This window comes from Floridaenema aerugineum BLCC-F46 (genome assembly GCF_041929345.1).
Lineage (GTDB): Bacteria > Cyanobacteriota > Cyanobacteriia > Cyanobacteriales > Aerosakkonemataceae > Floridanema > Floridanema aerugineum.
This window is the reverse complement of sequence record NZ_JBHFNQ010000090.1, coordinates 80268-104131: the sequence shown is the minus strand read 5'-3', so window position 1 is coordinate 104131 and position 23864 is coordinate 80268. Positions and strand designations below refer to the sequence as shown.

25 protein-coding genes and 1 tRNA gene are annotated in these 23864 nt (G+C 40.5%); 14 read left to right on the top strand and 12 right to left on the bottom strand.

Going from position 1 to position 23864, the window contains the following annotated elements:
• Positions 1-6 precede the first annotated feature (6 nt).
• The 3 genes from ACE1CC_RS11610 to ACE1CC_RS11600 are packed head-to-tail and all read left to right on the top strand — an operon-like array spanning position 7 to position 1206.
• Positions 7-405 carry a hypothetical protein gene (locus tag ACE1CC_RS11610; RefSeq protein WP_413270618.1) on the top strand — a complete coding sequence of 133 codons (399 nt, stop codon included), beginning with the start codon at positions 7-9 and terminating at the stop codon, positions 403-405.
• A gap of 2 nt (positions 406-407) precedes the next feature.
• A complete protein-coding gene (locus tag ACE1CC_RS11605; RefSeq protein ID WP_413270617.1) occupies positions 408-833 on the top strand; it encodes an Imm30 family immunity protein in 426 nt (141 codons plus the stop codon).
• A 34-nt stretch (positions 834-867) separates the two neighbouring features.
• Entirely contained in the window at positions 868-1206 is a 339-nt protein-coding gene (locus ACE1CC_RS11600; RefSeq protein ID WP_413270616.1) for a hypothetical protein, read from the top strand.
• On the opposite strand, the gene ACE1CC_RS11595 is transcribed toward ACE1CC_RS11600, so the two are convergent.
• The 4 genes from ACE1CC_RS11595 to ACE1CC_RS11580 all read right to left on the bottom strand — a co-directional run bounded on the left by ACE1CC_RS11595 (position 1203) and on the right by ACE1CC_RS11580 (position 3698).
• Positions 1203-1625: a type II toxin-antitoxin system VapC family toxin gene (locus ACE1CC_RS11595; protein ID WP_413270615.1), complete on the bottom strand. Its 423-nt coding sequence runs from the start codon at positions 1623-1625 to the stop codon at positions 1203-1205. The two genes, ACE1CC_RS11600 and ACE1CC_RS11595, sit on opposite strands and share 4 nt — an antisense overlap.
• Complete coding sequence (locus ACE1CC_RS11590) at positions 1622-1939, bottom strand: DUF2281 domain-containing protein (RefSeq protein ID WP_413270614.1); 318 nt, start codon at positions 1937-1939, stop codon at positions 1622-1624. The genes ACE1CC_RS11595 and ACE1CC_RS11590 overlap by 4 nt, the downstream gene beginning before the upstream one ends.
• Before the next feature lie 139 nt (positions 1940-2078).
• The gene (locus ACE1CC_RS11585) at positions 2079-2453 is read right to left on the bottom strand and encodes a helix-turn-helix domain-containing protein (RefSeq protein WP_413270613.1); all 375 of its coding nucleotides are present in this window, start codon (positions 2451-2453) and stop codon (positions 2079-2081) included.
• Between the two features lie 153 nt (positions 2454-2606).
• Positions 2607-3698, bottom strand: coding sequence for a LysM peptidoglycan-binding domain-containing M23 family metallopeptidase (locus tag ACE1CC_RS11580; RefSeq protein WP_413270612.1), 1092 nt, complete (start codon positions 3696-3698; stop codon positions 2607-2609).
• 165 nt (positions 3699-3863) lie between these two features.
• Between ACE1CC_RS11580 and ACE1CC_RS11575 the strand changes: the two genes are divergently transcribed.
• On the top strand, positions 3864-5072 hold the full coding sequence (locus ACE1CC_RS11575) for an HhoA/HhoB/HtrA family serine endopeptidase (RefSeq protein WP_413270611.1): 1209 nt from the start codon (positions 3864-3866) through the stop codon (positions 5070-5072).
• Positions 5073-5230: 158 nt separating this feature from the next.
• Here ACE1CC_RS11575 and ACE1CC_RS11570 read toward each other — a convergent pair whose 3' ends face one another.
• The 3 genes from ACE1CC_RS11570 to ACE1CC_RS11560 all read right to left on the bottom strand — a co-directional run bounded on the left by ACE1CC_RS11570 (position 5231) and on the right by ACE1CC_RS11560 (position 7600).
• Positions 5231-5596 carry a DUF760 domain-containing protein gene (locus ACE1CC_RS11570; RefSeq protein ID WP_413270610.1) on the bottom strand — a complete coding sequence of 122 codons (366 nt, stop codon included), beginning with the start codon at positions 5594-5596 and terminating at the stop codon, positions 5231-5233.
• Positions 5597-5790: 194 nt separating this feature from the next.
• The gene (gene scpB / locus ACE1CC_RS11565; RefSeq protein WP_413270609.1) at positions 5791-6285 is read right to left on the bottom strand and encodes an SMC-Scp complex subunit ScpB; all 495 of its coding nucleotides are present in this window, start codon (positions 6283-6285) and stop codon (positions 5791-5793) included.
• Positions 6286-6373: 88 nt separating this feature from the next.
• Complete coding sequence (locus ACE1CC_RS11560; RefSeq protein WP_413270608.1) at positions 6374-7600, bottom strand: IS1/IS1595 family N-terminal zinc-binding domain-containing protein; 1227 nt, start codon at positions 7598-7600, stop codon at positions 6374-6376.
• Positions 7601-7682: 82 nt separating this feature from the next.
• Between ACE1CC_RS11560 and ACE1CC_RS11555 the strand changes: the two genes are divergently transcribed.
• From ACE1CC_RS11555 to ACE1CC_RS11540, 4 genes are all read left to right on the top strand, one after another.
• Positions 7683-9191, top strand: a complete 1509-nt coding sequence (locus ACE1CC_RS11555; protein ID WP_413270607.1) for a UbiD family decarboxylase — start codon at positions 7683-7685, stop codon at positions 9189-9191.
• Between the two features lie 172 nt (positions 9192-9363).
• Positions 9364-9774: a DUF6232 family protein gene (locus ACE1CC_RS11550; RefSeq protein ID WP_413270606.1), complete on the top strand. Its 411-nt coding sequence runs from the start codon at positions 9364-9366 to the stop codon at positions 9772-9774.
• A gap of 287 nt (positions 9775-10061) precedes the next feature.
• Positions 10062-10838 carry a DUF4058 family protein gene (locus tag ACE1CC_RS11545; protein WP_413270605.1) on the top strand — a complete coding sequence of 259 codons (777 nt, stop codon included), beginning with the start codon at positions 10062-10064 and terminating at the stop codon, positions 10836-10838.
• 48 nt (positions 10839-10886) lie between these two features.
• The gene (locus ACE1CC_RS11540; protein ID WP_413270604.1) at positions 10887-11108 is read left to right on the top strand and encodes a type II toxin-antitoxin system HicB family antitoxin; all 222 of its coding nucleotides are present in this window, start codon (positions 10887-10889) and stop codon (positions 11106-11108) included.
• A gap of 36 nt (positions 11109-11144) precedes the next feature.
• Here the strand turns inward: ACE1CC_RS11540 and ACE1CC_RS11535 are convergent, their stop codons facing one another.
• A complete protein-coding gene (locus tag ACE1CC_RS11535; protein WP_413270603.1) occupies positions 11145-12218 on the bottom strand; it encodes a hypothetical protein in 1074 nt (357 codons plus the stop codon).
• Positions 12219-12390: 172 nt separating this feature from the next.
• Between ACE1CC_RS11535 and ACE1CC_RS11530 the strand changes: the two genes are divergently transcribed.
• On the top strand, positions 12391-13173 hold the full coding sequence (locus ACE1CC_RS11530) for a Uma2 family endonuclease (RefSeq protein WP_459563830.1): 783 nt from the start codon (positions 12391-12393) through the stop codon (positions 13171-13173).
• Between the two features lie 178 nt (positions 13174-13351).
• Entirely contained in the window at positions 13352-13690 is a 339-nt protein-coding gene (locus ACE1CC_RS11525) for a hypothetical protein (protein WP_413270601.1), read from the top strand.
• A 113-nt stretch (positions 13691-13803) separates the two neighbouring features.
• On the opposite strand, the gene ACE1CC_RS11520 is transcribed toward ACE1CC_RS11525, so the two are convergent.
• Positions 13804-14625: an SDR family NAD(P)-dependent oxidoreductase gene (locus tag ACE1CC_RS11520; protein WP_413270600.1), complete on the bottom strand. Its 822-nt coding sequence runs from the start codon at positions 14623-14625 to the stop codon at positions 13804-13806.
• Positions 14626-15234: 609 nt separating this feature from the next.
• Between ACE1CC_RS11520 and ACE1CC_RS11515 the strand changes: the two genes are divergently transcribed.
• From ACE1CC_RS11515 to ACE1CC_RS11505, 3 genes are all read left to right on the top strand, one after another.
• Positions 15235-16170 (top strand): bestrophin family protein, encoded by a 936-nt coding sequence (locus ACE1CC_RS11515; protein WP_413270599.1) that lies wholly within the window; start codon positions 15235-15237, stop codon positions 16168-16170.
• 26 nt (positions 16171-16196) lie between these two features.
• A complete protein-coding gene (locus ACE1CC_RS11510; protein ID WP_413270598.1) occupies positions 16197-17921 on the top strand; it encodes a WD40 repeat domain-containing protein in 1725 nt (574 codons plus the stop codon).
• A 94-nt stretch (positions 17922-18015) separates the two neighbouring features.
• Positions 18016-18088: transfer RNA gene (locus ACE1CC_RS11505), tRNA-Glu, on the top strand.
• Between the two features lie 115 nt (positions 18089-18203).
• Here ACE1CC_RS11505 and ACE1CC_RS11500 read toward each other — a convergent pair.
• From ACE1CC_RS11500 to ACE1CC_RS11490, 3 genes are all read right to left on the bottom strand, one after another.
• The gene (locus tag ACE1CC_RS11500) at positions 18204-19892 is read right to left on the bottom strand and encodes an ABC1 kinase family protein (RefSeq protein ID WP_413270597.1); all 1689 of its coding nucleotides are present in this window, start codon (positions 19890-19892) and stop codon (positions 18204-18206) included.
• 171 nt (positions 19893-20063) lie between these two features.
• The gene (locus ACE1CC_RS11495) at positions 20064-21503 is read right to left on the bottom strand and encodes a GAF domain-containing sensor histidine kinase (RefSeq protein WP_413270596.1); all 1440 of its coding nucleotides are present in this window, start codon (positions 21501-21503) and stop codon (positions 20064-20066) included.
• A 427-nt stretch (positions 21504-21930) separates the two neighbouring features.
• Positions 21931-22842 carry a hypothetical protein gene (locus ACE1CC_RS11490; RefSeq protein WP_413270595.1) on the bottom strand — a complete coding sequence of 304 codons (912 nt, stop codon included), beginning with the start codon at positions 22840-22842 and terminating at the stop codon, positions 21931-21933.
• 225 nt (positions 22843-23067) lie between these two features.
• Here ACE1CC_RS11490 and pgl point away from each other — a divergent pair, with 225 nt between their 5' ends.
• A complete protein-coding gene (pgl, locus tag ACE1CC_RS11485; protein ID WP_413270676.1) occupies positions 23068-23805 on the top strand; it encodes a 6-phosphogluconolactonase in 738 nt (245 codons plus the stop codon).
• The last annotated feature ends 59 nt before the right edge of the window (positions 23806-23864 follow it).

The following is a 23864-nucleotide window of genomic DNA, read 5'->3' as shown; positions in this document are numbered from 1 at the left end:
TAAATTATGACAAATTCATTACTTCCAGGTGAGGGCGCAGTTGGTTCTTATGGTGAATTACTCAAAAGAGGACGTAGAGGTGATAACTTAACACCGCATCATATACCATCCAATGCGTTTATGACAGCAAGAGTTCTTAGTTATACCAGAGACAAAGGGATTGCAATTATGATGGAACATCTTTCTCCGGGAATGGGTGGTCGTCATCGACAAACGCTATCCTATGGAAAATCCCCCGATTTAAGTTTATCACCTAGAGAAGTGCTTGCTCGTGAAGTCTGGGATGTACGTTCAATTTATCGCCGTCAGGGACTTTATACGCCAGCAATTAGGCAAAGTTTGCAGCAAGTTATCCAGCTAAACAAATCAGTATGGCAAGGTAATTTTGATAAAAGGAGAGTTTAAACATGAATGCAAAAACATTACTTGCTATCTTAGAAGCCAACAAATTGATGCGGACAAATGAAGAAATCGCTGCATTTGAAACCGCCTTAGCCGAATTTGCCAAAAATCCGAACAGCGAATACTTGCGAGAACTGCATTTAATTCTAAATGACGAATGCCAACAGCCAGAAGTAATGTTTAGCCTAATTCATTTCCTAGAATCTTTTGAAATCAAAGCCCAACTTCAGGCATTTCTTGATGTAGTTCCCCAATTAATACTTGACGCACCAGAATGGACAAAAATTCTTCATTCCCGCATTCTCAATGATGAATCAGCAACAATTATATATAAGGATATGTTGCAATCAGTTGACTTACCAACTCAAAATGTGGTCGAAAATTTGATTGAACAAATTAATCAGGAACATCAGCCTGTTAATGTGGGGTGAGAAATAGTCTTAGAAATTAAGGATAAGGAAAGTTATGATTTCCAAAACCTACTCCCTAAGAGATGCAATTAATATTCTGAAAGAACATCGAGAAAAGCTAGAAGGCGAAATAGGTCAACAGAAGATCGATCGCTTATTGTTTAACCTCGAAGAAATTAGCTTAGATTTGGAAAGCATTTCCGAACAGATAATTGATGTAGCGAAAGGAGATAGCAAAAGAGAAAATCTTACAGAAATATTTGATTTTTTTCAGTATGGTTCTATACCTCACATTTTAGGACACTTGGAAGCGATCGAAGAACTACTGGAAAAAGAATCTAATGAAAGCGAAAGATCTGTTGATATTCCTTCGCTGCACTTGCCAAGTAACTAAGTATTTTCTGGCATAATCAAAGGAATCACTTCATTTCTATTCTTGCGGTAAATTAAAAAATCGCGATCGAAAGTTAAAATAGTACTTCCAGAATACTGTTCAGCCATCCGCACTAAACAAGCATCAGCCAAAGACATTGGTACAGACTGGTAACGAGTCATTAGTTCATTAATAATCTCAGCTTCTTCTTGCAAGCAGAAGGGTATTTGAATCAGTCCGCTGTTAACTAAAGCGATCGCCGCTTGCTGTCCAGGGTAAAAGTTTCGTAAGAGAAAACAAGCTTCTGAAAGTACTGCTTCACAAGTCAATAAAGGTGCTTTAATTGTTGTTAACTCTGTCGTTACCGTGTCATGAAATTTGTCTCGACGATTGAGAGAAGCCACCAAAGGGCCAGTATCTAAAAGTACAGGCTGCCTCATTCGTTTCCATACCCATCCAGATACTTTTTGTTAGTAGAAAGATCCCTTGGTGCATCAATACAACCTACCCATTTTTGGGCAAGGGTTAAAAAAGAAGCAGATTCCCTTTCGCTTAACTGTTGACTTAACGCACCCTGGATGTCGGGGATGCGGAGTGGGGGTGTCAAAAAAGAAGCAGATTCGCTTAACTGTTGATTAGAAGATTCTTCTGGCAAACTCTTAGATTGTAAAAATTCTACAAAATCTAAGACTTCTTGCTGTTTTTGTGGGGAAAGGGTTTGTAACTTTTGGATTACTAATTGTTCTATGCTCATAATTTTTGGCGCTAAAGCGCAACTACGTACTTTTTAACCACAGATTAACACAGATGTAAATGTAAATTTACTGTTGAATACAAACAGGAAAATCTAGTTGTAGGGTGTAACTTAATCTTTTCCCGGCAAATTCTTGAATTCACTCCAAAAACCCAGCCGGAGAAAGATGAAAAAACTCAGCTAATTTTTGCATTTGACTTGCCGTAAGTTCCCGTTCCCTATTCAGTACCTCAGACACCTGCAATTCACTTTCAAATATGCCAAGCAAATCGTTTTCGGAAATATTATCTTCCTCCATCAAAGCTTTCAGCAAATTTATCCCTTTAAGCACAGGCATTGGTTCATGTTTTTGTTCATAATCATAAACTAAAGTGCCAAGCACATTCAAATAATCTCGGTCATCTTGGGTAATATTTCTGCGATCCAAAATCGAATTAATCCGATTTTGAGTAGCGATTAACTCAGCCTCACAAGTAATAGGACGAGAAGATCGATCGCTTATTGTTAATCTCAAATAAATTAGCTTGAATTGAGAAAAATAGGCAAATTGTTGGGATTATGGTGGGCGATCGATCTTCTGAGATAAGAGCACCTTGAGGCAGAGCCTCTGTTTTTCATTACCAGGTTGAACCTGGTAACGAGATTCCCCTCTGCACCTGTGCCGCCCCTACTGCACGCTACCCGGAGGTGGTATGGGGATATTTACAGGTTGATTGGGCTGTACTATTCTTCCGGTTCCGGGGGGTAGGGGGATAACGGCAGGTTTATTGCGATCGCCACTATTTCCCGTTGCAGCTGGTGGTGGGGGTAGATTAGCAGGAAGATTAAAAGTTGGCTGTTGTTCGGTTTCTGGAACTACTAGCGGCGAAGGATTGCGATTTTCCGCTGTTCCTACCATTTGCCCCAGGTAGGACTTAGGATCTTCTGCTACCCAGCCTAAATCGGAGTTATAACGGATTTCAAAATGTAAATGGGCTGTTTCAATATCCGGGCTACCTGTACTACCCACAGTTCCTAATTGTTGCCCTTGTCTTACTGGTTGTCCAGTAGTAACAGTAATACTATCTAAATGTGCATAGCGAGTTTGTTGTCCTTCTTGATGATTTACCACTACCAAATAACCATAATCTCCGCGATCGCCAGCAAAAGCCACAATTCCATCCCCAGCAGCTAAAACTGGCGTACCTGGGTTAGCAAGTAAATCTAACCCACTGTGAAAAAATACTTTGCGCGTACTCGGATGTAGCAACCAACCATATCCTAAAGCCACAGGCGCAACAGTTGGCAAAGGATAACCTCTAAGAGTCGTACTCTCAATAAAATTATCGTTGCCTGCTGGCGACCAATTTACCCCAGGCAAAAAGACAACTCTCAGGTCTTCCTGACAACCATTGGCTTCATATACCAATACATCTCGTACCTTATAAGCTGCCGCAACATCTCGCCAGGTTTTATTTGCCGGAACTTCTACCGCTATACCATTAAAGGGCGGAATGATAATTTCACTCCCCGCCCGGACTTCACCTTGTCTGATGCTGGGGTTCATTCCCATCAGGGTAGCGGGAATCAAGTTATAAAGTCTGGCAATACTCTCAATTGTCTCTCCTGGCGCAACTAAGTGTTTTTTGAGCCGGGATAAAGCAGGTTCAGGACAGTTGAGGGTGTTAGCCTCTGCTGCGTTGGCTTTTATTCCGGCAAGGGGAATATTGAGCGATAAAAGTGTGATCAGAAGGGTCAGTTGTCCTTTGTTAATTTTCATTTGCCAAGTGTTCCATTTCCTTCGCCATTTGTTATCTTCAGTTTTTTATAGCCCTTTGTTCCAAGCTATTTAAGGTTGACTGCTTCAGATCGGGCAGGTCGCTAGCAAAGAACAGGCTAAATTAGATTTCATTACTAGTTTCTGTTTGTTTGGGCATGATGAATTATGAGTTTATCTTTTAAACAACTGACTCTTTATTTAACTTTACTGAGTTTAGGTGGTGGCGCAGGAATCTTAGGCAACCGCTATCTACAATCAGAAAATCCTATCAGACAGACTGCCTCAATGACACCCATAATCCAGCCGCCGCTACCGCCTCAGCCTAGCCCGTCGTTAGGTAGACTCCCGATTTCACCGGGTAATGTTAATTTTATCGCTGAGGCTGCCCAAAAAGTTGGCCCGGCAGTGGTTCGCATTGATGCGGCGCGGAAAGTGGAAACTCCTTTACCAGAACTGTTCCAAAACCCTCTATTTAGAGGGTTTTTTGGTACTGAGAAGCCTGTTCCATCCGATGAACGGGTAGAACGGGGTACGGGATCGGGTGTAATTTTATCTGCGGATGGGCGTTTGGTGACTAATGCTCATGTGGTAGCGGGAGCAGATATTGTGAGAGTAACGCTCAAAGATGGTCGCTCTCTGGATGGTCGGGTGATTGGTGTGGATCAGCTTACCGATCTAGCGGTGGTCAAAATTGAGGCGAAGGATTTACCTACGGTAACTTTGGGTAGTTCGCAAAATTTGATTCCGGGAGACTGGGCGATCGCGATCGGTAATCCCTTGGGTTTGGATAATACTGTCACTGTGGGGATTATCAGCGCTACGGGACGTTCTAGTTCCCAAGTCGGTGTCCCAGATAAAAGAGTTTATTTTATTCAAACAGATGCCGCCATTAATCCCGGAAACTCTGGCGGGCCTTTGTTAAACTCAAATGGGGAAGTGATTGGGATTAATACGGCGATTCGCGCTGGTGCTCAAGGTTTGGGTTTTGCGATTCCGATCGAAACTGCTCAAAGAGTCGCTAATCAACTGTTTGATAAAGGTCATGCAGAACATCCTTTCTTGGGCGTTCAGATGGTGACTCTCTCTCCAGAGATGCGAAACAAAATTAGTCAAGAAACTGAGTTGAAAATTACTCAAGATCGGGGAGTCTTGATCGTGCGAGTTCTGGAAAAGTCGCCAGCCGAAAAAGCAGGTCTACGCGCAGGTGACATCATCGAGAAAATTGGCGACCTGACTGTTCAAGATACTTCTGCTGTACAGCAAGTGGTGGAATCTAACGAGGTTGGTGTGGTTCTGGAAATGGAAGTGAACCGCAATGGTCGCAGACAAAAGCTCCAAGTCAAAACGGGAGTTTATCCAAAACGGCTGAATTAGCACCAATTTTAGATTTTAGAATGTGGATTTTAGGTTCTTTGGTTGATTTGTGCGATCTTCTTTGGTTGCCTAACTAAGAATCTAAAATCTCAAATCTAAAATTAACCTAAAATTGATGGAGGTTCACTTCCTGAGTAGCTGTGGGAAGTGCCATTGGTTTAAGAGGCTGACCCACTGGATTTTTCATCTTTGCCTGAGTCTGAGAGTGTATGCGACCCTAGAAGACTCTCTTCTAGCTGCATTCGTTGTTCCATCTGGCGCAGAAAATAGCCAGTCATCATCGCTGAAGCTAACAGCCCAGCCAGGTTTTCCCGGTCTGTAGTAATTTCGACATTAAAATGTTCCCCTGGCAACATCCCGACTAAACCTTGGACGTTCTGGGAAATAATTTGTTTGATTTCGGGACTGACTGACTTAGCTACACGCTCCAAAACTTCCGGCGACTGATGCTGGAGATAAGTCAACAACTCATTAGGTTGAGTATCTTGCGCGTTGCTACTGAGATGGTTGGGGTTAAAGACCATGTGAATCCCACTTGTTTTACTACTACTAATCTAATCGATTTTGATATCAATGAAGGGATTGGGGACTGGGGACTGGGGACTGGGATAGTTTTGAGTTTTGAGTTTTGAGTTTTGAGTTTTGAGTTTTGAGTTAAACTTCCCCTGCCCTCCTGCTCCCCTGCCCCCCTGCCCCCCTGCCCCCCTGCCCCCCTGCCTCATTTTTGTGCTGGCTGTTCAAGCACTTTGGGAAGTTCTTCGAGTTGAAAGTATTGGTAAAATTTATCTGTGACTTGTAGCCAGTATGACCGACTATCACTTTGGCGGCGTTTGCGAACATAGCCTAATTCTACTAGTTCTTGTACTTGTTGATACGCTCCTGAGCCTCTTAAGTCAACTAATTCTGTTTGGGAGAGTGGGCCTTTGAGTGCGATCGCTGCTAAGGTACGTAAAGCCCCGACTCCTAGTTCTGGGGGGATTAAGTTTTGCATCAGGTTGTGAAAGGTCGATCGCAATTGTAAGCTGTAACCTTCTGGTGTTTCTACTACTTCTAGGGCACTGTCGCGATGTGCGTAGTCATTGATTAGTTCGATCAGTGCTTCTTTGACTTCGGAGCGATCGCAGCCAGCATACTCAGCGATTTCTGACAGCGAAAGTGGCTGTCCTTTTAAATACAGAATGGCTTCAATTTTAGTTGCTAAACGATGCGACATCTGATGTTTAAGTTAAATGTTACCATTTTTGAGAAACTGGTGTTTCTGGATCTAGCATCATAGCATTTTCGCTATTGCTAATTACTGTTTAAGTTAATTCTATTTTGAATTTATTTCCTTTTTGTTTCACATTAAAACAATTACAGGATTTGAGAAATTTACTTAAGGTGCCACCCAAACCTAATTCTTTAATTACAGACCGAGGCGGTTTGCCATAAATAGTCATAAATTCTTTGGCTAATACATTCAGAGAAATATCTTCTTCTGGATTTTGTGACTTGATTTTTTTCATTAATTCAATCAAGGCTTTTTCTAATTTTTCTTTGCTATCGATCGGTCCTAAGATATTTCCGTTTGTTGCGGTTCCGTTGCGATCGCCATTCCCCGAACCCTTGATATGATTGATAATCATCTCTGGGGTTAAATTATTACTATTTCCTGATTTATTGGCAGTTTTTGGCGATTTTTCGCTCACAATATTTTCTTGTTTAACAATACTACATCTAGCTTCAAACAATGCCGAAAAAGCCGAGATTTTTGATAGTCTTTCATCGATCGATTCTCGCTCCAACTGAAGCAAAGTTTCCAATTGACTCATTAACATATCTAGCGGGGGAATTTCTGTCTCTAAGCTAATTGAGTAATGTTTATTTTCTCCAGTCTGGCGATTTTCGACAATTAATTTTCCATCTTTTCGCCGTACCCAATAAACTATTATACCATGATTTTGTAACTGATGACAAAGGTGCATAAATAATCCATCAGAGGAACAAATAAATACTTCTTTAACTTGGGGATATGGTTTAAAAATTGCTGCGCCAAAAGCAATCATTTTAGCATCGGCGCTGTTTTTGCCGTTGGGAACATGAATTAATTGATAACCGCGATCGTACAAATCAGCATCTTGTTTTGCCAGCGATGTATTTCGCCAATTGGCAAAAGCAATTTTAATTAACTGCGGAGATTGCGCTAAACTAAGGAGAAACTTTTCCGCATTTAAGTCAATTTTCAGATTTTCCACATCTAAAAGCAACACCGAAACTACACCTTCAGCAGGAGAAATAATTGGATTATCCAGCGGCATATTTGAGAGCAAATTTTCTGAATCATTACTCTCGCTAACAGGTGTGACTTCTGTCATTGACTTTGATTCTAAAAAGGTGGCAACTTCTGGGGCAGAAATTTCCGTAGTTGACAATACAAAATTAGCTGCCTCTAAAAATTGTCGCCCACAATTTTTACACAAATAATTTTGTCTGCCGTTGCGGCGACCATTTTTGCGAAAAGAAGTAGATTGGCATTGGGGACATTTCATGTTTACCCTCAAAGAAACTGTCCTGACTTAGTGCATCTTTCCCACATAATATAAAAAAGGATGTTTTACAAATCTTAAAATAATGGCTAGAGATTTACGGGGATTTATTAAACTACTGGAGGAACGGGGACAATTACGGCGAATTTCGGCGTTGGTTGACCCAGATTTGGAAATTGCCGAGATTTCTAACCAAATGCTACAACGGGGTGGGCCTGCGTTAGTATTTGAAAATGTTAAAGGTTCTCCTTATCCTGTAGCGGTGAATTTAATGGGGACAGTGGAAAGGATTTGCTGGGCGATGAATATGCAGCATCCTTTGGAGTTGGAAGATTTGGGGAAAAAGTTGGCAATGCTGCAACAACCAAAACCTCCAAAAAAGATTGCCCAAGCGGTAGAGTTTGGTAAGGTGTTGTTTGATGTGTTAAAGGCGAAACCAGGAAGAGATTTTTTCCCATCTTGTCAACAGGTGGTAATTCAAGGTGATGATTTAGATCTTAATCAAATTCCGATGATTCGCCCTTATCCGGGTGATGCGGGGAAGATTATCACGTTAGGATTGGTGATTACTAAAGATTGCGAAACGGGAACACCAAATGTAGGGGTTTATCGCTTGCAATTGCAATCTCGCAACACTATGACTGTGCATTGGTTGTCTGTGCGAGGTGGGGCGAGACATTTACGCAAGGCGGCGCAAAATGGGAAGAAGTTGGAAATTGCGATCGCTCTAGGTGTCGATCCTCTAATTATTATGGCAGCTGCAACTCCGATTCCTGTAGATTTATCTGAATGGTTATTTGCTGGATTATACGGTGGTTCTGGTGTGCAGTTGGCGAAGTGTAAAACCGTAGATTTGGAAGTTCCCGCAGATTCAGAATTTGTTTTAGAAGGGACTATTACACCAGGGGAAGAGTTGCCAGATGGCCCGTTTGGGGATCACATGGGATATTACGGCGGCGTGGAAGATTCGCCATTAGTTCGTTTCCAATGTGTGACGCATCGGAAAGATCCGATTTATTTGACGACTTTTAGCGGTCGTCCGCCGAAGGAAGAAGCGATGATGGCGATCGCGCTTAATCGCATTTACACCCCAATTTTACGCCAACAAGTCTCCGAAATTGTCGATTTCTTCCTCCCAATGGAAGCACTAAGTTACAAAGCAGCAATCATCTCCATTGATAAAGCATATCCCGGACAAGCAAGACGCGCCGCATTAGCTTTTTGGAGTGCCTTACCTCAATTTACTTACACCAAGTTTGTAATTGTAGTGGATAAAAATATCAATGTGCGCGATCCCCGCCAAGTCGTTTGGGCAATTTGTTCTAAAGTAGACCCCACAAGAGATGTATTTATTCTGCCAAATACACCTTTTGACAGTTTAGACTTTGCCAGTGAAAAAATCGGTTTAGGTGGCAGAATGGGCATAGATGCAACTACCAAAATCCCACCAGAAACCGAGCACGAATGGGGCGCACCTTTGGAGTCCGATCCCGGCATAGCGGCGATGGTTGAAAGACGCTGGGCGGAGTATGGTTTAGCAGATTTAGAACTAGGAGAAGTCGATCCAAATTTGTTCGGTTATGATGTGAAATAGATAGCTTAATCTACCCAATTTATTTGGGTGCAGGATACCGTTTCAAAAAAATCACATAGTTGTCGGGTGGGAGTTAGTAGCTACCCACCCGGAGGGTATGTTTGAGAATGTTGAAAAACTGTTCTCAAGCAAAGCTATTTATCTAAAGTCCACAACTTTAAATAGCTGACAAATGATTACTCCCCAAGAAACACTTTACGACAAAGGCGGTATCCGAATTACTTCAACTCTACTGCGAAATGGAAATACATCCTATCGAATCCGCGATTTGCATCGTTTTACTAGAAGTGAAGAAAAGGTGATTGTCAATCAATCACGAACTGACTTGGTAATTATTGGTGTGCTGTTATTAATGTTTGGCCTTTTGTTGTTGCAACCCTTGGCAGTTATCATAGGATTGATTATGATTATCCTGGGGTCAAATAGTAGTTTTGAGCAAGTGGAATATGTCCTAACTATTATTACGAATAAAAACCAAGAAATTAGGATTGCCAAAACGAGTAGAGAAGAAATGAACACAATTCAAGAAACTTTGGAAAGAGCAATTTATTATTCCGCACCTGGAAGGGAAGGTGCTAATTAACCCAAGTTGCTAGTTATTAATTTTGAATATTTTTTTAGGCTGTAGGGTGCGTCAGAGTCATAAAATTAGTGATTATATCCAGAATTTGGCGCTCTGACGCACCCTACTGAATATAACTAGCAACTTGAGTTAATTAGTAAATAGAGTGTTAATTTGAGGAGAAAAGAGAGTTTTTGTATAAGTTATAAGTCTTGTTTTTAAACGCAGATGAACGCAGATGATTTAATTAGATATTTCGATTGTGGCAAGAGATATAATGTTTATAACCTACTCGCTGAGGTAAATCCATGCCTTCTCCATTTCCAGGTATGAATCCCTATTTAGAAAATCCTAGCTTATGGCCTAGTGTACATCACTTTTTTATTAGTAAAATTGCCGAGTTTTTATCTCCTCAATTACGTCCTAAATACATTGTTGCTGTGGAAGTACGAGTTTATGAAACCTTTGGGGAAAATTTGTTAGTTGGAATTCCTGATGTCACTGTACAGCGTCAACGAAGTACAGTAAATCCCTCTTCAACCAATGTTACTGTTGCTGCACCTCCAGCACAACCAATAACGGTAGAAGTTCCAGTTGCCGAAAGTATTAGACAGGGATATTTAGAAATTCGAGATGTGGCGAAAAAAGAGGTAGTAACAGTAATCGAAATTCTCTCACCTGTAAACAAACGTCCTGGGGAGGGAAGGGAAGCATATACAGAAAAACGAAAGAAAATATTAGGGAGTTTGACGCATTTAGTAGAAATTGATTTATTGCGAAATTGGCAAGCGATGCCGTTTTCTAGTAATGGTATAGAAAGTGATTATAGGATTTTGGTTTGTCGTGGCGATCGCCGTCCTTCAGCAAATTTATATGCTTTTAATTTACGAGATGTAATTCCTAAATTTCCCATTCCTTTAAGGTCGGAAGATGAGGAACCTGTGTTAGATTTACAGAATATACTGCATAATATTTATGATATTGCTGGTTATGATTTACAGATTAATTATAGTCGGGAATGTGTCGCAGCTTTATCAGAAACAAATGCAGCTTGGGTTGATGAAGTTTTGCGGGAGCAAGGATGAAGATAATGATTGTGTTGTTTTGCGATCGAACTTAGGCAGAGGTAGATAATGATTCAGGAATATATTCAGAAAGCAATGGAAGCGGCGCACTACGAAATGCTTGAGGAAGATGAAGGTTTTTATGGGGAAATTCCTGGCGCAACAGGCGTATGGGCAACAGGTAGTACTTTGGAAAGCTGTCGCCAGGAACTATTAGAAGTGCTGGAAGAATGGATACTGATTGGAATTGCTATGAATCATAAACTGCCTAAATTCGACCTAATCAACTAACTGTTATCTCAGGTAAGAGGTTAAATCATTATCAATTCATGATAAAGCATTTCTTCTGAGGAATTCTTCAAGTAAATTTTCGCAAATTTCTAAAGCTTTCCTAAAATAACCATTTACTTTGCGTAAATTGTTTATTTCTTCTTGATTTTTATCGGGTTTTATTTGTAAATCTGATATTTGATCATCCAAAGAATGAATAGTATGTCTGAGTTTCTTGATTATCTCTTTAGCACTACGAGCAATCTCTCGTTTTGCTACATCTTTTTGCGTTAAGATAACCTGCTCAAAAGATACTACAAATTTGGCAGCTTCACGAACAGCCGAATCAGGTGATTGGGCAAACAAAGCTCCAACACCAGTACCAGCACTAGCACCAAGAATTGCTCCTCCACCAACAATAACAGTAAATCCACCTGCCATACCTAATCCACCTGCTGCAATTGCACCTCCACCAAGAGCGGCTAAAACGGCTGAAATTGCTGCTGCACCAGAAAGTCCTGGTGCAAGTAAGGGAGCCAGTAACGGAACAATTACAGGTACTGCAATAGCAGCAGCTACTACTGCTAACACAGCTGCCCCTATCAAGCCGCCTAGTAAATAGTTCAGTGGATTTGATTGCGAACCTGAAATTTCATTGCTCCATCTTTCGTAACTGGACTTAAATTTTTTAACATATTCTTTTTCTACTGACAGCCATTCAGCTATAGATTCCAATCTACCTACAATCCTTTGACGGTAAGTATCAGCAAGGTTGAGTTTTATGTATTTCTCGTCTTCCTTTGTTCGTAAAGGAAAGTAAAGACGAAAAAGCACCACTTCCATTAAAATTGAATAAAGCGGACGTTTTTTGTCAAGGGAACGCTTTTCAAGCTCTATTTCTTGTTTTATCTCAAATAAATCAACAACCAAAGTGTATGAATCTTCACCAGTATTATTTGGTAATTGACTTTTTAATAAATCCTCTACAGATGCTTTCCATTTATTTAACCATTGACGTTTGATTCGTTTAGTTTCGGAATCTATTTCATAGTCAATATCCTCAGTTCCTAAAAAATATTGAAGGCTAAATAGAATTCTTGTCTGACGAAACGATAGCGCAAATTCATCCATAACCAGTAACCTCAAAATCTCTACTTTATATAGAGTACCCAGAACAGGCTGGAGAGTAACATAAATTGCTATCTCTCATAAAAAAACGATTTTCACCCTTATCCCTTCTCCCTAATCACCTTCTATCTCGCTAAAGATGTAAGTTTCTCAGAATAAAAAAATGACTATTCCCATGTTTCAATTTAAATATCCTGTGAAACAAAGCGACCCGCCTCTTTCTCCCAGAGAAACATTGCCGACAATGTATGATTTACCCAGCGAAAACCCGGAGGAACCAGGTTTGCCTGATGAGTTTCATGATTTGCAACCCCAACTTTTGAGTTTTACTTTTCGTCCGCGCCAGTTTTTTCCCGAACAATTGTTTTGCGGAAGTGACATGAATCTTTATTACGATGTCCGTCATCAAAATTGGTACAAACGACCAGATTGGTTTGGGGTTGTAGGAGTTCCGAGACTTTATGATGGGGGAGATTTACGCCTGAGTTATGTAATTTGGCAAGAAGGAATTAGTCCTTTTGTTGTAGTAGAATTGCTTTCTCCTGGTACGGAAAAAGAAGATTTGGGAGAGACAAGTAGTAGTGTTAATCAACCTCCTACTAAGTGGGAAGTTTATGAGCGAATTTTGCGGGTTCCTTATTATGTGGTGTTCGATCACTACACTGATACATTAAGAGTATTTAGTTTAGTATCTGGTCGTTATCAAGAATTAAATTTAACAACAGAATCAAAAGTTTGGATGCCTCCGTTGGAATTAGGTTTAGGATTGTGGCAAGGTGAATATCAAGGAATTAATCGTTTATGGTTGCGTTGGTATGATGAACAGGGAAATTTGATTTTGACGGATGCAGAAAGGGAAAATCAACGTGCAGAAGCAGCGGAACAACGCGCCATAGAAGCGGAACGTCGGGCGGAAATTTTAGCTCAACGATTGCGAGAGTTGGGAATTGAAATGTAGGATTTGAGAAAGCGATCGATTTAGTTGGATTTAATGAAGTGCGATCGCCCTACCTCTATTCCAAAAGTAATAAGTAATCCTGCTTAATCCATTTGATACAAATCCCTAGTATGACGCACTACCCTTACTAAATGTGGCAATTTATTTAGTAAAGGGACTTAAGAGCGCGAGAGTTTTTATGTATCAACCAAAAGAATCAGAATTAAGAAAACCCGAAAAAACTACCGATATCCGAGTTACTGCTACTACAAAAATTTGGTCTTTTGCTACGGGAATGTTTGCTTTTTGGATGATTTTTTCACCAGCTAAAAGTAATGTTACTGTACCAGTTGTACTTGCTTCTAGCGCCGCAGCAGGAACGGCTTTTGTCTGGCTTTCGGATGAAAAATTGTCAGAATCTTTAGAAGAAGAGCAAGTAGAAAAAATTGAAAGACGGCTGGATAAGTTAGAAACAATTGCTGCTGCTGAAGATTTTGAAATGTGGTTGACAACCAAATATATAGCATCAAGAAATTAGAAAAAAATGTACGTTGTTGCGCTTTAGCGCCAGATCTTGCACCAGTGCCAAAATTCGCCTGCGAATTGATTCGCAGGCGGGCTAAAATGACAAGTGCAAGATCTCAATATTAATTAACTAGAGATTCTCACCTCTCGCAATCTTCGGTAACGTTTGGGTTTATTCTCAGGTAAAGGTGCAGTCATCAGTAAAACTCTATCTACTAGCCAAGGGGCAATTTTTTGACCCAAAACTGCTAAATGACTTTGCCATCCGATTAAAATTTCGGACTGTTCTTTTTGCAATCCAGTAATTAGCGATCGAGCAACTTTTTCGGTAGTTGTTGCTTGTACCCATTTAAACCATTGCAATTCTTTAACCATGTCGGTATCTGTTAAAGAAGGTAGCAACGCTACTACTCGAATATTGTGTGGTGCTAGTTCACCCCGCAAAGCTTGGGTAAATCCTAAAATAGCAAACTTGGTAGCAGAATAAGTCGCCATTGTCGGTGCAGCTATCTTACCCATTAAGCTAGAAACATTGACAATTGTACCTTCTTTTTGTGCCACCATGCGTCGCGCAATAATCCGCGTCATGGCATACATTCCCATCAAATTAATCGCAATCTCTTGCTGAACATTTGGCAAAGGAGACTTCAAGAAAGGTGATTGATGCGCGACTCCAGCACAGTTAATTAAAAGATGAATTGGGCCATAATCTCGCCAAGCTTGAGCGATCGCAATATTCACCTTTACTAACTGCGACAAATCCAAAGGTAGGGTGACAACTTCTACCCCTAGAAGTTCAATTTCTGCGGCAACTTCTGCTAAACGTTGGCGATCTCTGGCGACTAATAACAAGCGTTTTACACCATTTTTTGCTAGTTCAAGAGCGATCGCACGACCAATTCCACGAGAAGCTCCAGTAACTAGAGCCGTTTTTCCTTGAATGTTCATAAAAACCTCCAAAGTAGGAGTCTCACACCACTTTTAGTCACCGAGTTGAGAAATTTCGCTAACAAAATCTCGGTTGGTAATGAGACAAAAATCACTCATAATCGACTTGAAAAACTCAAGACATTTCTCAGAAACATTGCAGGGAACCTCATTTTCGTAAATTTAATCTGAGATCTGCCTTAAAGTTGGAATCAGAAAAGTTTAAAGTTGATAGAAACTACCCAAAGTAACCGAGTCAAGTACCAAAATTATTAGTCATAGACATAGTTCAACCAACAACAAAGATGTTTCTCCTCCGCCTAGTGGTAAACGTGGAGCCGTCAGAAAAACATCTTCAGGCAATTCTGGAATCACTCACAATGTAGAGCATGGGTAGTACATCTCCTAAAGTACGAGCATCTGTCGAATCCAGCCATAGGCACACATTAGCAACTAAATCAAGAAATTGCAATATTTTTTTATGAAAATTCTGTGACGTTTATGTGACAAAAATGAGAAACAGAAGATTTGTGAGTGCAAACGCCCATACAGTGAGGCTGATAGCAACCGAGAAGCTAAAAGTAGTATCATTGGTGAACAAGTTACAAATAATTTGCCGGACAAAATTGGATGCCTAAAGACAGATTCTACTGGTATAAATCAGCTATTCAACTGCGAGGTTCAGTTCTGCCAAATGTTTTACCACGCGCTATATTTTGCGGTTTAGTAAGTGTGGTGATTTCGATAATGTACTATTTTGGCTGGGCGGTATCTTTGCCTACTTTGGCTAGCTTGATCCCAAATGTTGTATTGGGTTTACTATTAGTTTTTCGGACTAACACAGCTTACGAAAGATTTTGGGAAGGACGCAAGCTCTGGGGAATCATTACTAATAATACCCGTAATCTAGCTCGACAAATTTGGGTTTCAGTAGAAGAAAAAGAACCACAAGATAGAGATAACAAAATCGCAACATTAAGACTTTTAGTTGCTTTTGCTGTTGCTACTAAATTACACTTACGAGGCGAGTCTGTTAATGAAGAATTAGAAGGAATAACAACGAAAAATCAATATGATAAACTTAAAGAAATGAACCACCCTCCCTTAGAGGTGGCTTTTTGGATTTCAGATTATTTGCAACAACAATATGAACGTAATTGTTTGAATAGCTACCAGTTAACAGCATTGCAGGAATTGATTAATAGCTTAGTAGATTGTTTAGGAGGTTGTGAACGCATTTTAAGAACACCAATTCCCTTAGCCTATGCTATTCATTTGAAGCAGCTTTTGCTACTTTATTGCCTATCATTACCATTTCAGGTAGTTAAAGATTTCGGTTTTTTTAGCGGAATAATTGTCTTAATAATTAGCTTTACATTATTAGGTATCGAACAAATAGGCGTAGAAATTGAAGATCCTTTTGGTAACGATCCCAACGACTTACCTCTGGATACAATTTGTGCTAATATGCGCCGCAATATCGAAGATTTAATTAGCTTAGCTCCCTATGTTAGAGATGGGCAAAGTGATAAAATTTCCGCAGTGCCAAGGCAGGTAGAGAGTTAGTCAATGACGTTAGCTTAAGTAAAAAAATGGACTGGACTACACCACTAAAATTCCTCCAAAATGACTTTATTCACCGCCTGAAAAAGCAAAAAGTTGTGCCACATTCCCTGCTGGAAGCAAAAATTCGCGGTTGTCATAGTGAAATGATTACTATTAGCGAAGAACAGCTTGAAGAAATCCAAAAATTGTGCCAGCATCAAGCAGAGAGATTAGCGCAAAAACCGCCGGAAATCCCCAATAAATATGACTTTTGGCTAGAGTTTCAAGAACAATTTCAGCAAGAAGCTTATGAATATTTACTGCGGGAACAATTGGTTGATGCAAGTCTTAACTACTGTTTAGGAACTCAAGTAAAAAAACTGGAAATTGCTCCCATTGAGAATATAGAATTAGATGCTGAAGGAAACTTGGTTAACGAAAGTAAATTTAGTTATATACTAACTGATATACCAAGCGTAAAAATACAGGTTAATGTTTGCGATCGCCAAAGTTTAACTAGCCTCAAAAAAGATAAAGTGCGCTGGTGTGTTACCCCAGATGACCTAAAAAATCACCAAGTCTTATTATTTATGTGTTTACTGGGGTTTCCTGACTCCCCCACAGTAGCAGAAATTCCAACTATTTTTACAGGTTTTATCCCCACCAACCAAATTACATTCACAGGGCCGAAAACAGATCTGAAATTAACTGACCTACTCTACACAGGAGGAATAGGTTGTTATTTGGCATCTTTTCAGAAAGCAAATATAGCGATCGAAGAACAAATTATCATCTCAGACAATCTGCAAAACTTACCTGATGATAATTCTTTATCTCAAGAAGTTGTAGGTTGGAAATCTGCTTACACCCTGACAGGACATAATAACGGAATTAATAGTTTAGCTATCAATTTAGCAGGGGAAATTTTAGCTAGTGGCAGTCGCGGAGAAATTCGCCTTTGGGATTTGACAAATGGACAATTAATTAGCATTCTTTCAGAATATCCTTGGGTCAAAACTTGGGAAATAGATGAAATTAACGCCTTAGTTTTTAGCCCTGAAGATCATACTCTGATTAGTGGTGGAACAGACACAACCTTAAAAATTTGGCATCCCGGCGCTCAAGATTTAATTGATATTTTGGAACAGCATACTGGTGTAGTGCGTTGTTTAAGTCTTAGTGCTAACGGACAAATTTTAGCTAGTGGTGCAGACGATCGCAAAATTCATTTATGGAATCGTCGCCAGCGAGAAGCATCAGGTACTATTTCTTGGGGTGATGGAGTTCCCCATTCCCTTACTTTTAGTCACGATGGACATTTTATTGCCAGTGGTAGTTACCGCAAAATAAAAATTTGGTATTTGCAAGATGAAACAGGATCGCAATCCCCCAATGCTAAATTACTGCATACTTTAACAGCACATTCTCACATTGTTACCGGATTAATCTTTTGCCCGGATAATCAAACTTTAATTAGTAGCAGTCGCGACGGCACCATTAAAGTTTGGCACTGGAAAACCGGGAAACTAATTCACACAATTAAAGAAGATACAGGTGCCATTTATGCGATCGCCCTAGACCCCAAAGAAGGAATCATCGCCAGCGGCAGCGAAGACAACACCCTTCGCCTCTGGCATCTCTCTTCAGGAACACTCCTTGGCACCTTCACAGGTCACACCCTACCCGTAAACGCCGTCGCCTTCACCCCCGACGGAAAAACCCTCGTCAGCGCCAGCCAAGATAAAACCATTAAAGTCTGGAAACGTAGTTGAGCAGGGGTGCAGGAAAAATTAGAGCAAAAAAAACGAAAAAAGGGGTTGACAGCTTGGGAAATAGTGGATATTATTATAAAGGTGTGGACGACACGCCCCCATCGTCTAGAGGCCTAGGACACATCCCTTTCACGGATGCGACGGGGATTCGAATTCCCCTGGGGGTATCCCAGATAAAGACGAAAATACGAAAGGCGAAAGAAAGAGATTTTCTTATCGCCTTTTGTGTATATTAAGGGAAAATCCCCGAAGGGGAAAGGAATAATCCCAGACTTAACCCACTTACTTTTCTGCCAATTTATCCAGCTTTTCTCTGAGTGTTAAATTGAATAGAGAGCGTACCAAGAACAACAAGCATAACCCGGATAAAGCAAAAGCGATCGGAGCAAAAGCACGATACTGTCCCAAGAGTAACACAGCACCACCGAGCAGGGTAAACCCAGTTAAACAGGCCCAAATTAGAGTTTTAATGGCTAGATGAATGCGTTTGAGAATGCGATCGCTAGCCTCAGACTTAGTGCGAAATTGTAACTCACCACTAGCAATTCTTTCCTCCCAACGTTGCAGCGCCAGTTCCGTTTTACTAGGTTGCCGTAACCTATATTTAATATAATCTCGTGTTTGTCTAGCTAATTCCCCCACACTATTAATTCGTCCTCTAGACAAAGTTATACTTCTGACAAAAGGTTGAGCCGCAGCGACTAAACTATACTGGGGATCGAGAGTTCTCGCCACTCCATCCAGAGTAGTTAAGGACTTTAAAATATAAGTCATTTGTGCAGGTAAGCGGAAAGGTTGTTGCTCAAACATTACATACAATTCTTGACGAATTTCCCCAAAAGCTTGGAAATCGATCGGCTTTTCCGTAAACTTATCTAATAAAAAAGTAATCAATCGCTTCACCGGAGTCATATCAGCCACAGGCTCAATTAAACCCATATTAATTAAGCTGTCTAACACTGTTATAGTGTCCTTTCTTAAAACAGCAAAAAAAGTCTTCAGCATTTGCTCTTTTGCCAAAGACTTAACTTCTGCCATCATCCCAAAATCATAAAATATAATTCTCCCTTCCAAGCTAACAGCCATATTACCCGGATGGGGATCGGCTTGAAAAAAACCATCAATTAATAATTGTTGTAAGTAACAACAAATACCGATTTGATTAATTTTTTTCAAATTTAACCCACAAGTTTCCAAAGTTTTCTTGTCATCTATCTTAATTCCGGGAGCATATTCTAAAGTTAACACCTTGGTTGTAGTGTATTCCCAATATACTTTCGGCACCCAGAGATCGGGATTATTTTGAAAATTTTGCCGAAATCGATCGGCGTTTTTACCCTCTTGGATGTAATCAATCTCTTGATATAAAAGATTGAAAAACTCATTATAAATAGCTGATAAATCATACTTAATTGTCCAAGGTAAATAGCGCTGACAAAACTGTAGTAATTGCCGAAGAATTTTAAAATCTAACTTAAATAAATTTTCTAATCCCGGACGTTGAACTTTAACAACTACCTCTTCTCCCGTGTGTAACCAAGCGCGATGTACTTGACCTAAACTAGCAGCTGCGATCGGACAAAGTTGAAAATCACGATATAACACATAAATAGGCTTACCCAATTCCGATTCAACTACAGAAATAGCTTCTTGGGCTGTAATTTGGGGAACCTTATCTTGCAATTCCGATAAAGCTTTAACATACTCTAAAGGTAACAAATCCGCACGAGTAGATAACGCCTGTCCAATTTTAATAAAAGTTGGCCCCAAATCCACTAAAGTTGTCTTTAACCACTCGGCCCGACGTTTTTTATGTAAAACAGAATTATTCCGAAAAGTAGCATCCCACCACAAATAAAATATAAAAGTTATCGCTGCACTAAAAATATCGATTTGACGAGTCAGTTGGGAATATTTAGGTCTTTGCCAGCGGGACAGTTTTGGCGGATTTGGCGTAGCAGTTATAGCCATAGAATTTAGAATGAGGAATTCCAGATTGGCTCTCAAAGTTGATGAGAGTAGAAAAACCCACTCAAAGCGAACCTACTCTGGTTTGAATCATGAAGATCACCAATCATCACATTAACTTATGGGCTGTAGATATTTCAATTAGTACAACACCATCAGAAAAGCAAAATTTGTTTATCCCCCCTGCATTTGCGGTAAAGTCAGGGTAAAGCAAGTTAACCATGACTGACTATCGCTCATCGGAGAGCTAGAAACAGTAATTACCCCATTCAAATGTTCTACCAAACATTTGACCAAAGCTAATCCTAAACCAGTACCTTGAATTCCTTTTTGCATCACCCCCTCACCGCGACGGAACTTCTCGAAGATATATTCCTGTTCTGCTGGTGAGATGCTAGAACCAATATTCGAGAGTGACAAAACAATTTGTGGTACTTTTTGATTAGCTTGGTAAATAGCACGCAACACAACTTTTGTATCTGGTTCTGAGTACTTACCTGCATTTGTGAGTAGTTCGGTGAGAATGCGGTTGACGCTATCAGCATCAGTATCTAACACTAGCGATCGCTTTGGCAGATGCACCTCCATACTTAATCCCTTAACCGACCACTTCTCGGTAAAAGACTGCTCTAACCTTTGAATCATCTCCCTCATATCAACTTTTTGGGGTTGGAGTTGAGATTTGTGAGACTCCAACTCTTGTAAAGTCAGCAAATCATTGATCAAATTAATCTCTAAATTACACTGTTGCTCCAAAATATCCAGATACCTTACCTGACGCTCTACAGGCAACCCGGGTTGACGTAACATACAAATTGCCATTCTCATGCTTGCCAAAGGGTTTCGCATTTGGTCACTCATCGTACTGAGAAACTCATCTTTGAGCGCATTTAACCGACGTAACTGGTCAATTTGTTGGCGAGTCTTTTCATACAGTTTAGCCTGAACAGACAAACTCCACTCTAACTGAGCCGTTCTTTCTTCCACCAAAGCTGAAGTTTGCCGCAATGTCTGAAACTGGAGAATAGCGATACTCAACTGGGCACTGACTAACTCTACCAATTCCAACTCCTCAGTTAGCCAAGCACGGGGTTGACGTTGCTGTAACGCCAAAAAACCCAACACTGTCCCCTGACTTTCTAAAGAAATCAACAGTAAGTTTGGCATACTGTCGAGGTCAAAAACTGTGGCTACACACTCAGCAGAATCATTACAAGAAATGCAGCGTTTGTCTTTCAAAATTAACGGCTTGGGAGTATGTTGGTAAGCCATCTGACACAAATCACATTCCGATAGCCAAAAAGATGAGTTAATTGAACTTGGCGAGGGTTGATTTCCTTCTGAAGTAGGGGTAAGCCATTCATAAATCACTGTGGCTTTAGCTCTCGGAATTGGCTTTTGGGAACGATTTTTTATCAGTGGATCTACGTATTTCAATAATAAGATTAGACTCCGCTCAATCTGTAGAGTCCGTACTAGACCATCTACAGCTAACTTGAGAATTGGATCTAGTTCGGTACAACTACGGATGGCGATCGTTAACTGGTTAAGCAAAGCTTGATGCCTTGATGAGGTGTCAACTTGTTTATACAAATGAACTTGTGATATTGCCATTGTTATTTAGTCCGACAAAGCTGAGAATTTTTGCTGTTTTTGATGCAGTCTGGCAGTAGGAACTAAATCCCAAAAGCAACATTACCCTGTTAAGATTTAAACTTGCTTTATGGTAAATTAGGTTACTTATAAGCAGTTTGCTTTTGGGTAGAAATGATAAATGTTCGGAAGTATTTGAGTACTGGAAACATTCATCCTCCGCTAACAATAATTTTTGGGAGAGTTTTTCCATCTAAGCCTGATTTGATATATAAGTATTTTTGGCAATATGGTATTTGCCTAATAAGTCAGACTTATAGAAAGTGCTTTGACAGAACCTCTATTACTGACACAACTGGCACTAGATTATCCTTAACGGAGAAAACTAGCATCCGTGTTTTCTCTAGAGATCAACTAAATTGAAGTACTAAGGACAAAAAATTCCTACTTAACGCTGAGTCGATCGCTTTTTTTGGGCTTCTTTCAAAGCTACTTCGCTACTTTGGCGATACAGCACCAGGCGATTTTGCGCTAATTTGTAGCGCTGGTCATCAGCTGGTACATTACTCATATAATCCGAAGCCTTTTGCCAGGTAGCAGCTATTTCTAACCACTGCGCCGGAGTTTCGGCAACTTGACCTGCGGCTACAGCTTGTTCTGCTAGTTTCACCGCCATGCTAAAGGAATCAGTGGGTAGGGATACACTGGTTTGCTGAACCACAGCTTTCGCAGTGTTGGCTGGTCTATTACCAGATGATAAGTTGGGCAAAGTGGGAAGAGAAGAATCTAATTTTTTCGCCCTGGTTTGACTTGCTGGGCGAGTTATACTCTGATAAATCCAAGAGCTAACTAATGACACTGATAAACTCAATAATGCTCCGACGATTATGCCTCGCCTCCATTGTTGCCGAGAACGTTCCACAGGAGTTAAAGAAGATTTTAGTGTCGGTTGCTTACCCAAACTAACTTTCTGCTCTGATAAAATTTCTGCCCAGCTATCCCAGAAATGACGCTTGGGTAGTTTGATTTCCTCCACCCAGAGTAATTTATTCTCTGGATCGCGGTTAATTTCTTCTAACCAGATTAATTTCTGTTCCTGAATAATGCGACTATTAATTTTAGCCCGACGAATATGGCGCGGGCTAATACTGGTCAATATTTCCTGGATTTGCGGCACTAAGGTGGATTTTTCCAGTTTATCGGCTTTTTCAGCTTCACATAGCAATTGTAATAAGTCATTTTCTCGCACGGCTCTAGTTCTGACTCCAGTATCAGCCAGTTTGTCATTAAGGAGTTGAATGATGGCCGCTACGCTTCCACTTCTTGCTTGCTTAGCAACGTTCTCTTTCGGATTTACCATTTTCGGATCGGCAATTGTTAGCTAGTTGCTCATAACAGGTAAGGTCAAATCATTAGTTTAGAGTAGCAGTTACACAGGTAGACGCAAATAGACTTAACTGAAATTTTTTTAGTTTAAGGTTACTATTGACTCTGCCAAATGGCAAGATTAACACAAAAATTACTCTCTATTCCTGATAAATTATGCTTTACTCGGAAACAAACAAAGCTAAAGGGGTGGCAACTCATGGTTAAAATTGTGGAAGTACTTCCTTCTCAGGCCGATTTAATTTCCCGATCGCTAGATCTAGTAAGCGAAAAAATTACCGAAGCGATCGCACTACGGGGAATTTGTACCATTGCCCTTTCCGGCGGCAGTACACCCAAAGCGCTTTATGAAGCGATCGCCACCCAAAACCTCCCTTGGGAAAAAATTCATGTATTCTGGGGCGACGAACGCTACGTCCCACCAGACCATCCCGACAGCAATCAAAAAATGGCTCGGCAAGCTTGGTTAGATCGAGTAAACATACCCAGCAGCAATATTCATCCCATGCCCACCGCAGCAGACAATCCCGCAGCGGACGCAGGGCAACACGAAAGTGAATTACGAGAATTCTTTTCCTATTCAGCTGGGGAGTTGCCAATTTTTGATATTGTTTTATTAGGAATGGGAGATGATGGGCATACTGCTTCTTTGTTTCCCCACACAGAGGCACTGCAAGTAAGCGATCGTTTAGTTACCGTAGGCAACAAAGACGGACAACCCCGCTTAACCTTTACAGTACCTTTAATCAACAACGCTCGTAATGTGGTATTTATTGTTGCGGGTGCCAATAAACAGGCTGCCCTAGCCCAGGTTTTTGCTCCAGAAGCCGACGCAATGACCTATCCTGCCCGACTAATTCAACCTCAAGGACAACTTTGGTGGTTATTAGATGAATCAGCAGCCAAAAATCTAAATTTAGTTACCTCAGAACCATAATAAAATTTATTTAGGAGAGCAACTGGAAATACCTAAAATTCCCCCAAATCCCCTTGACA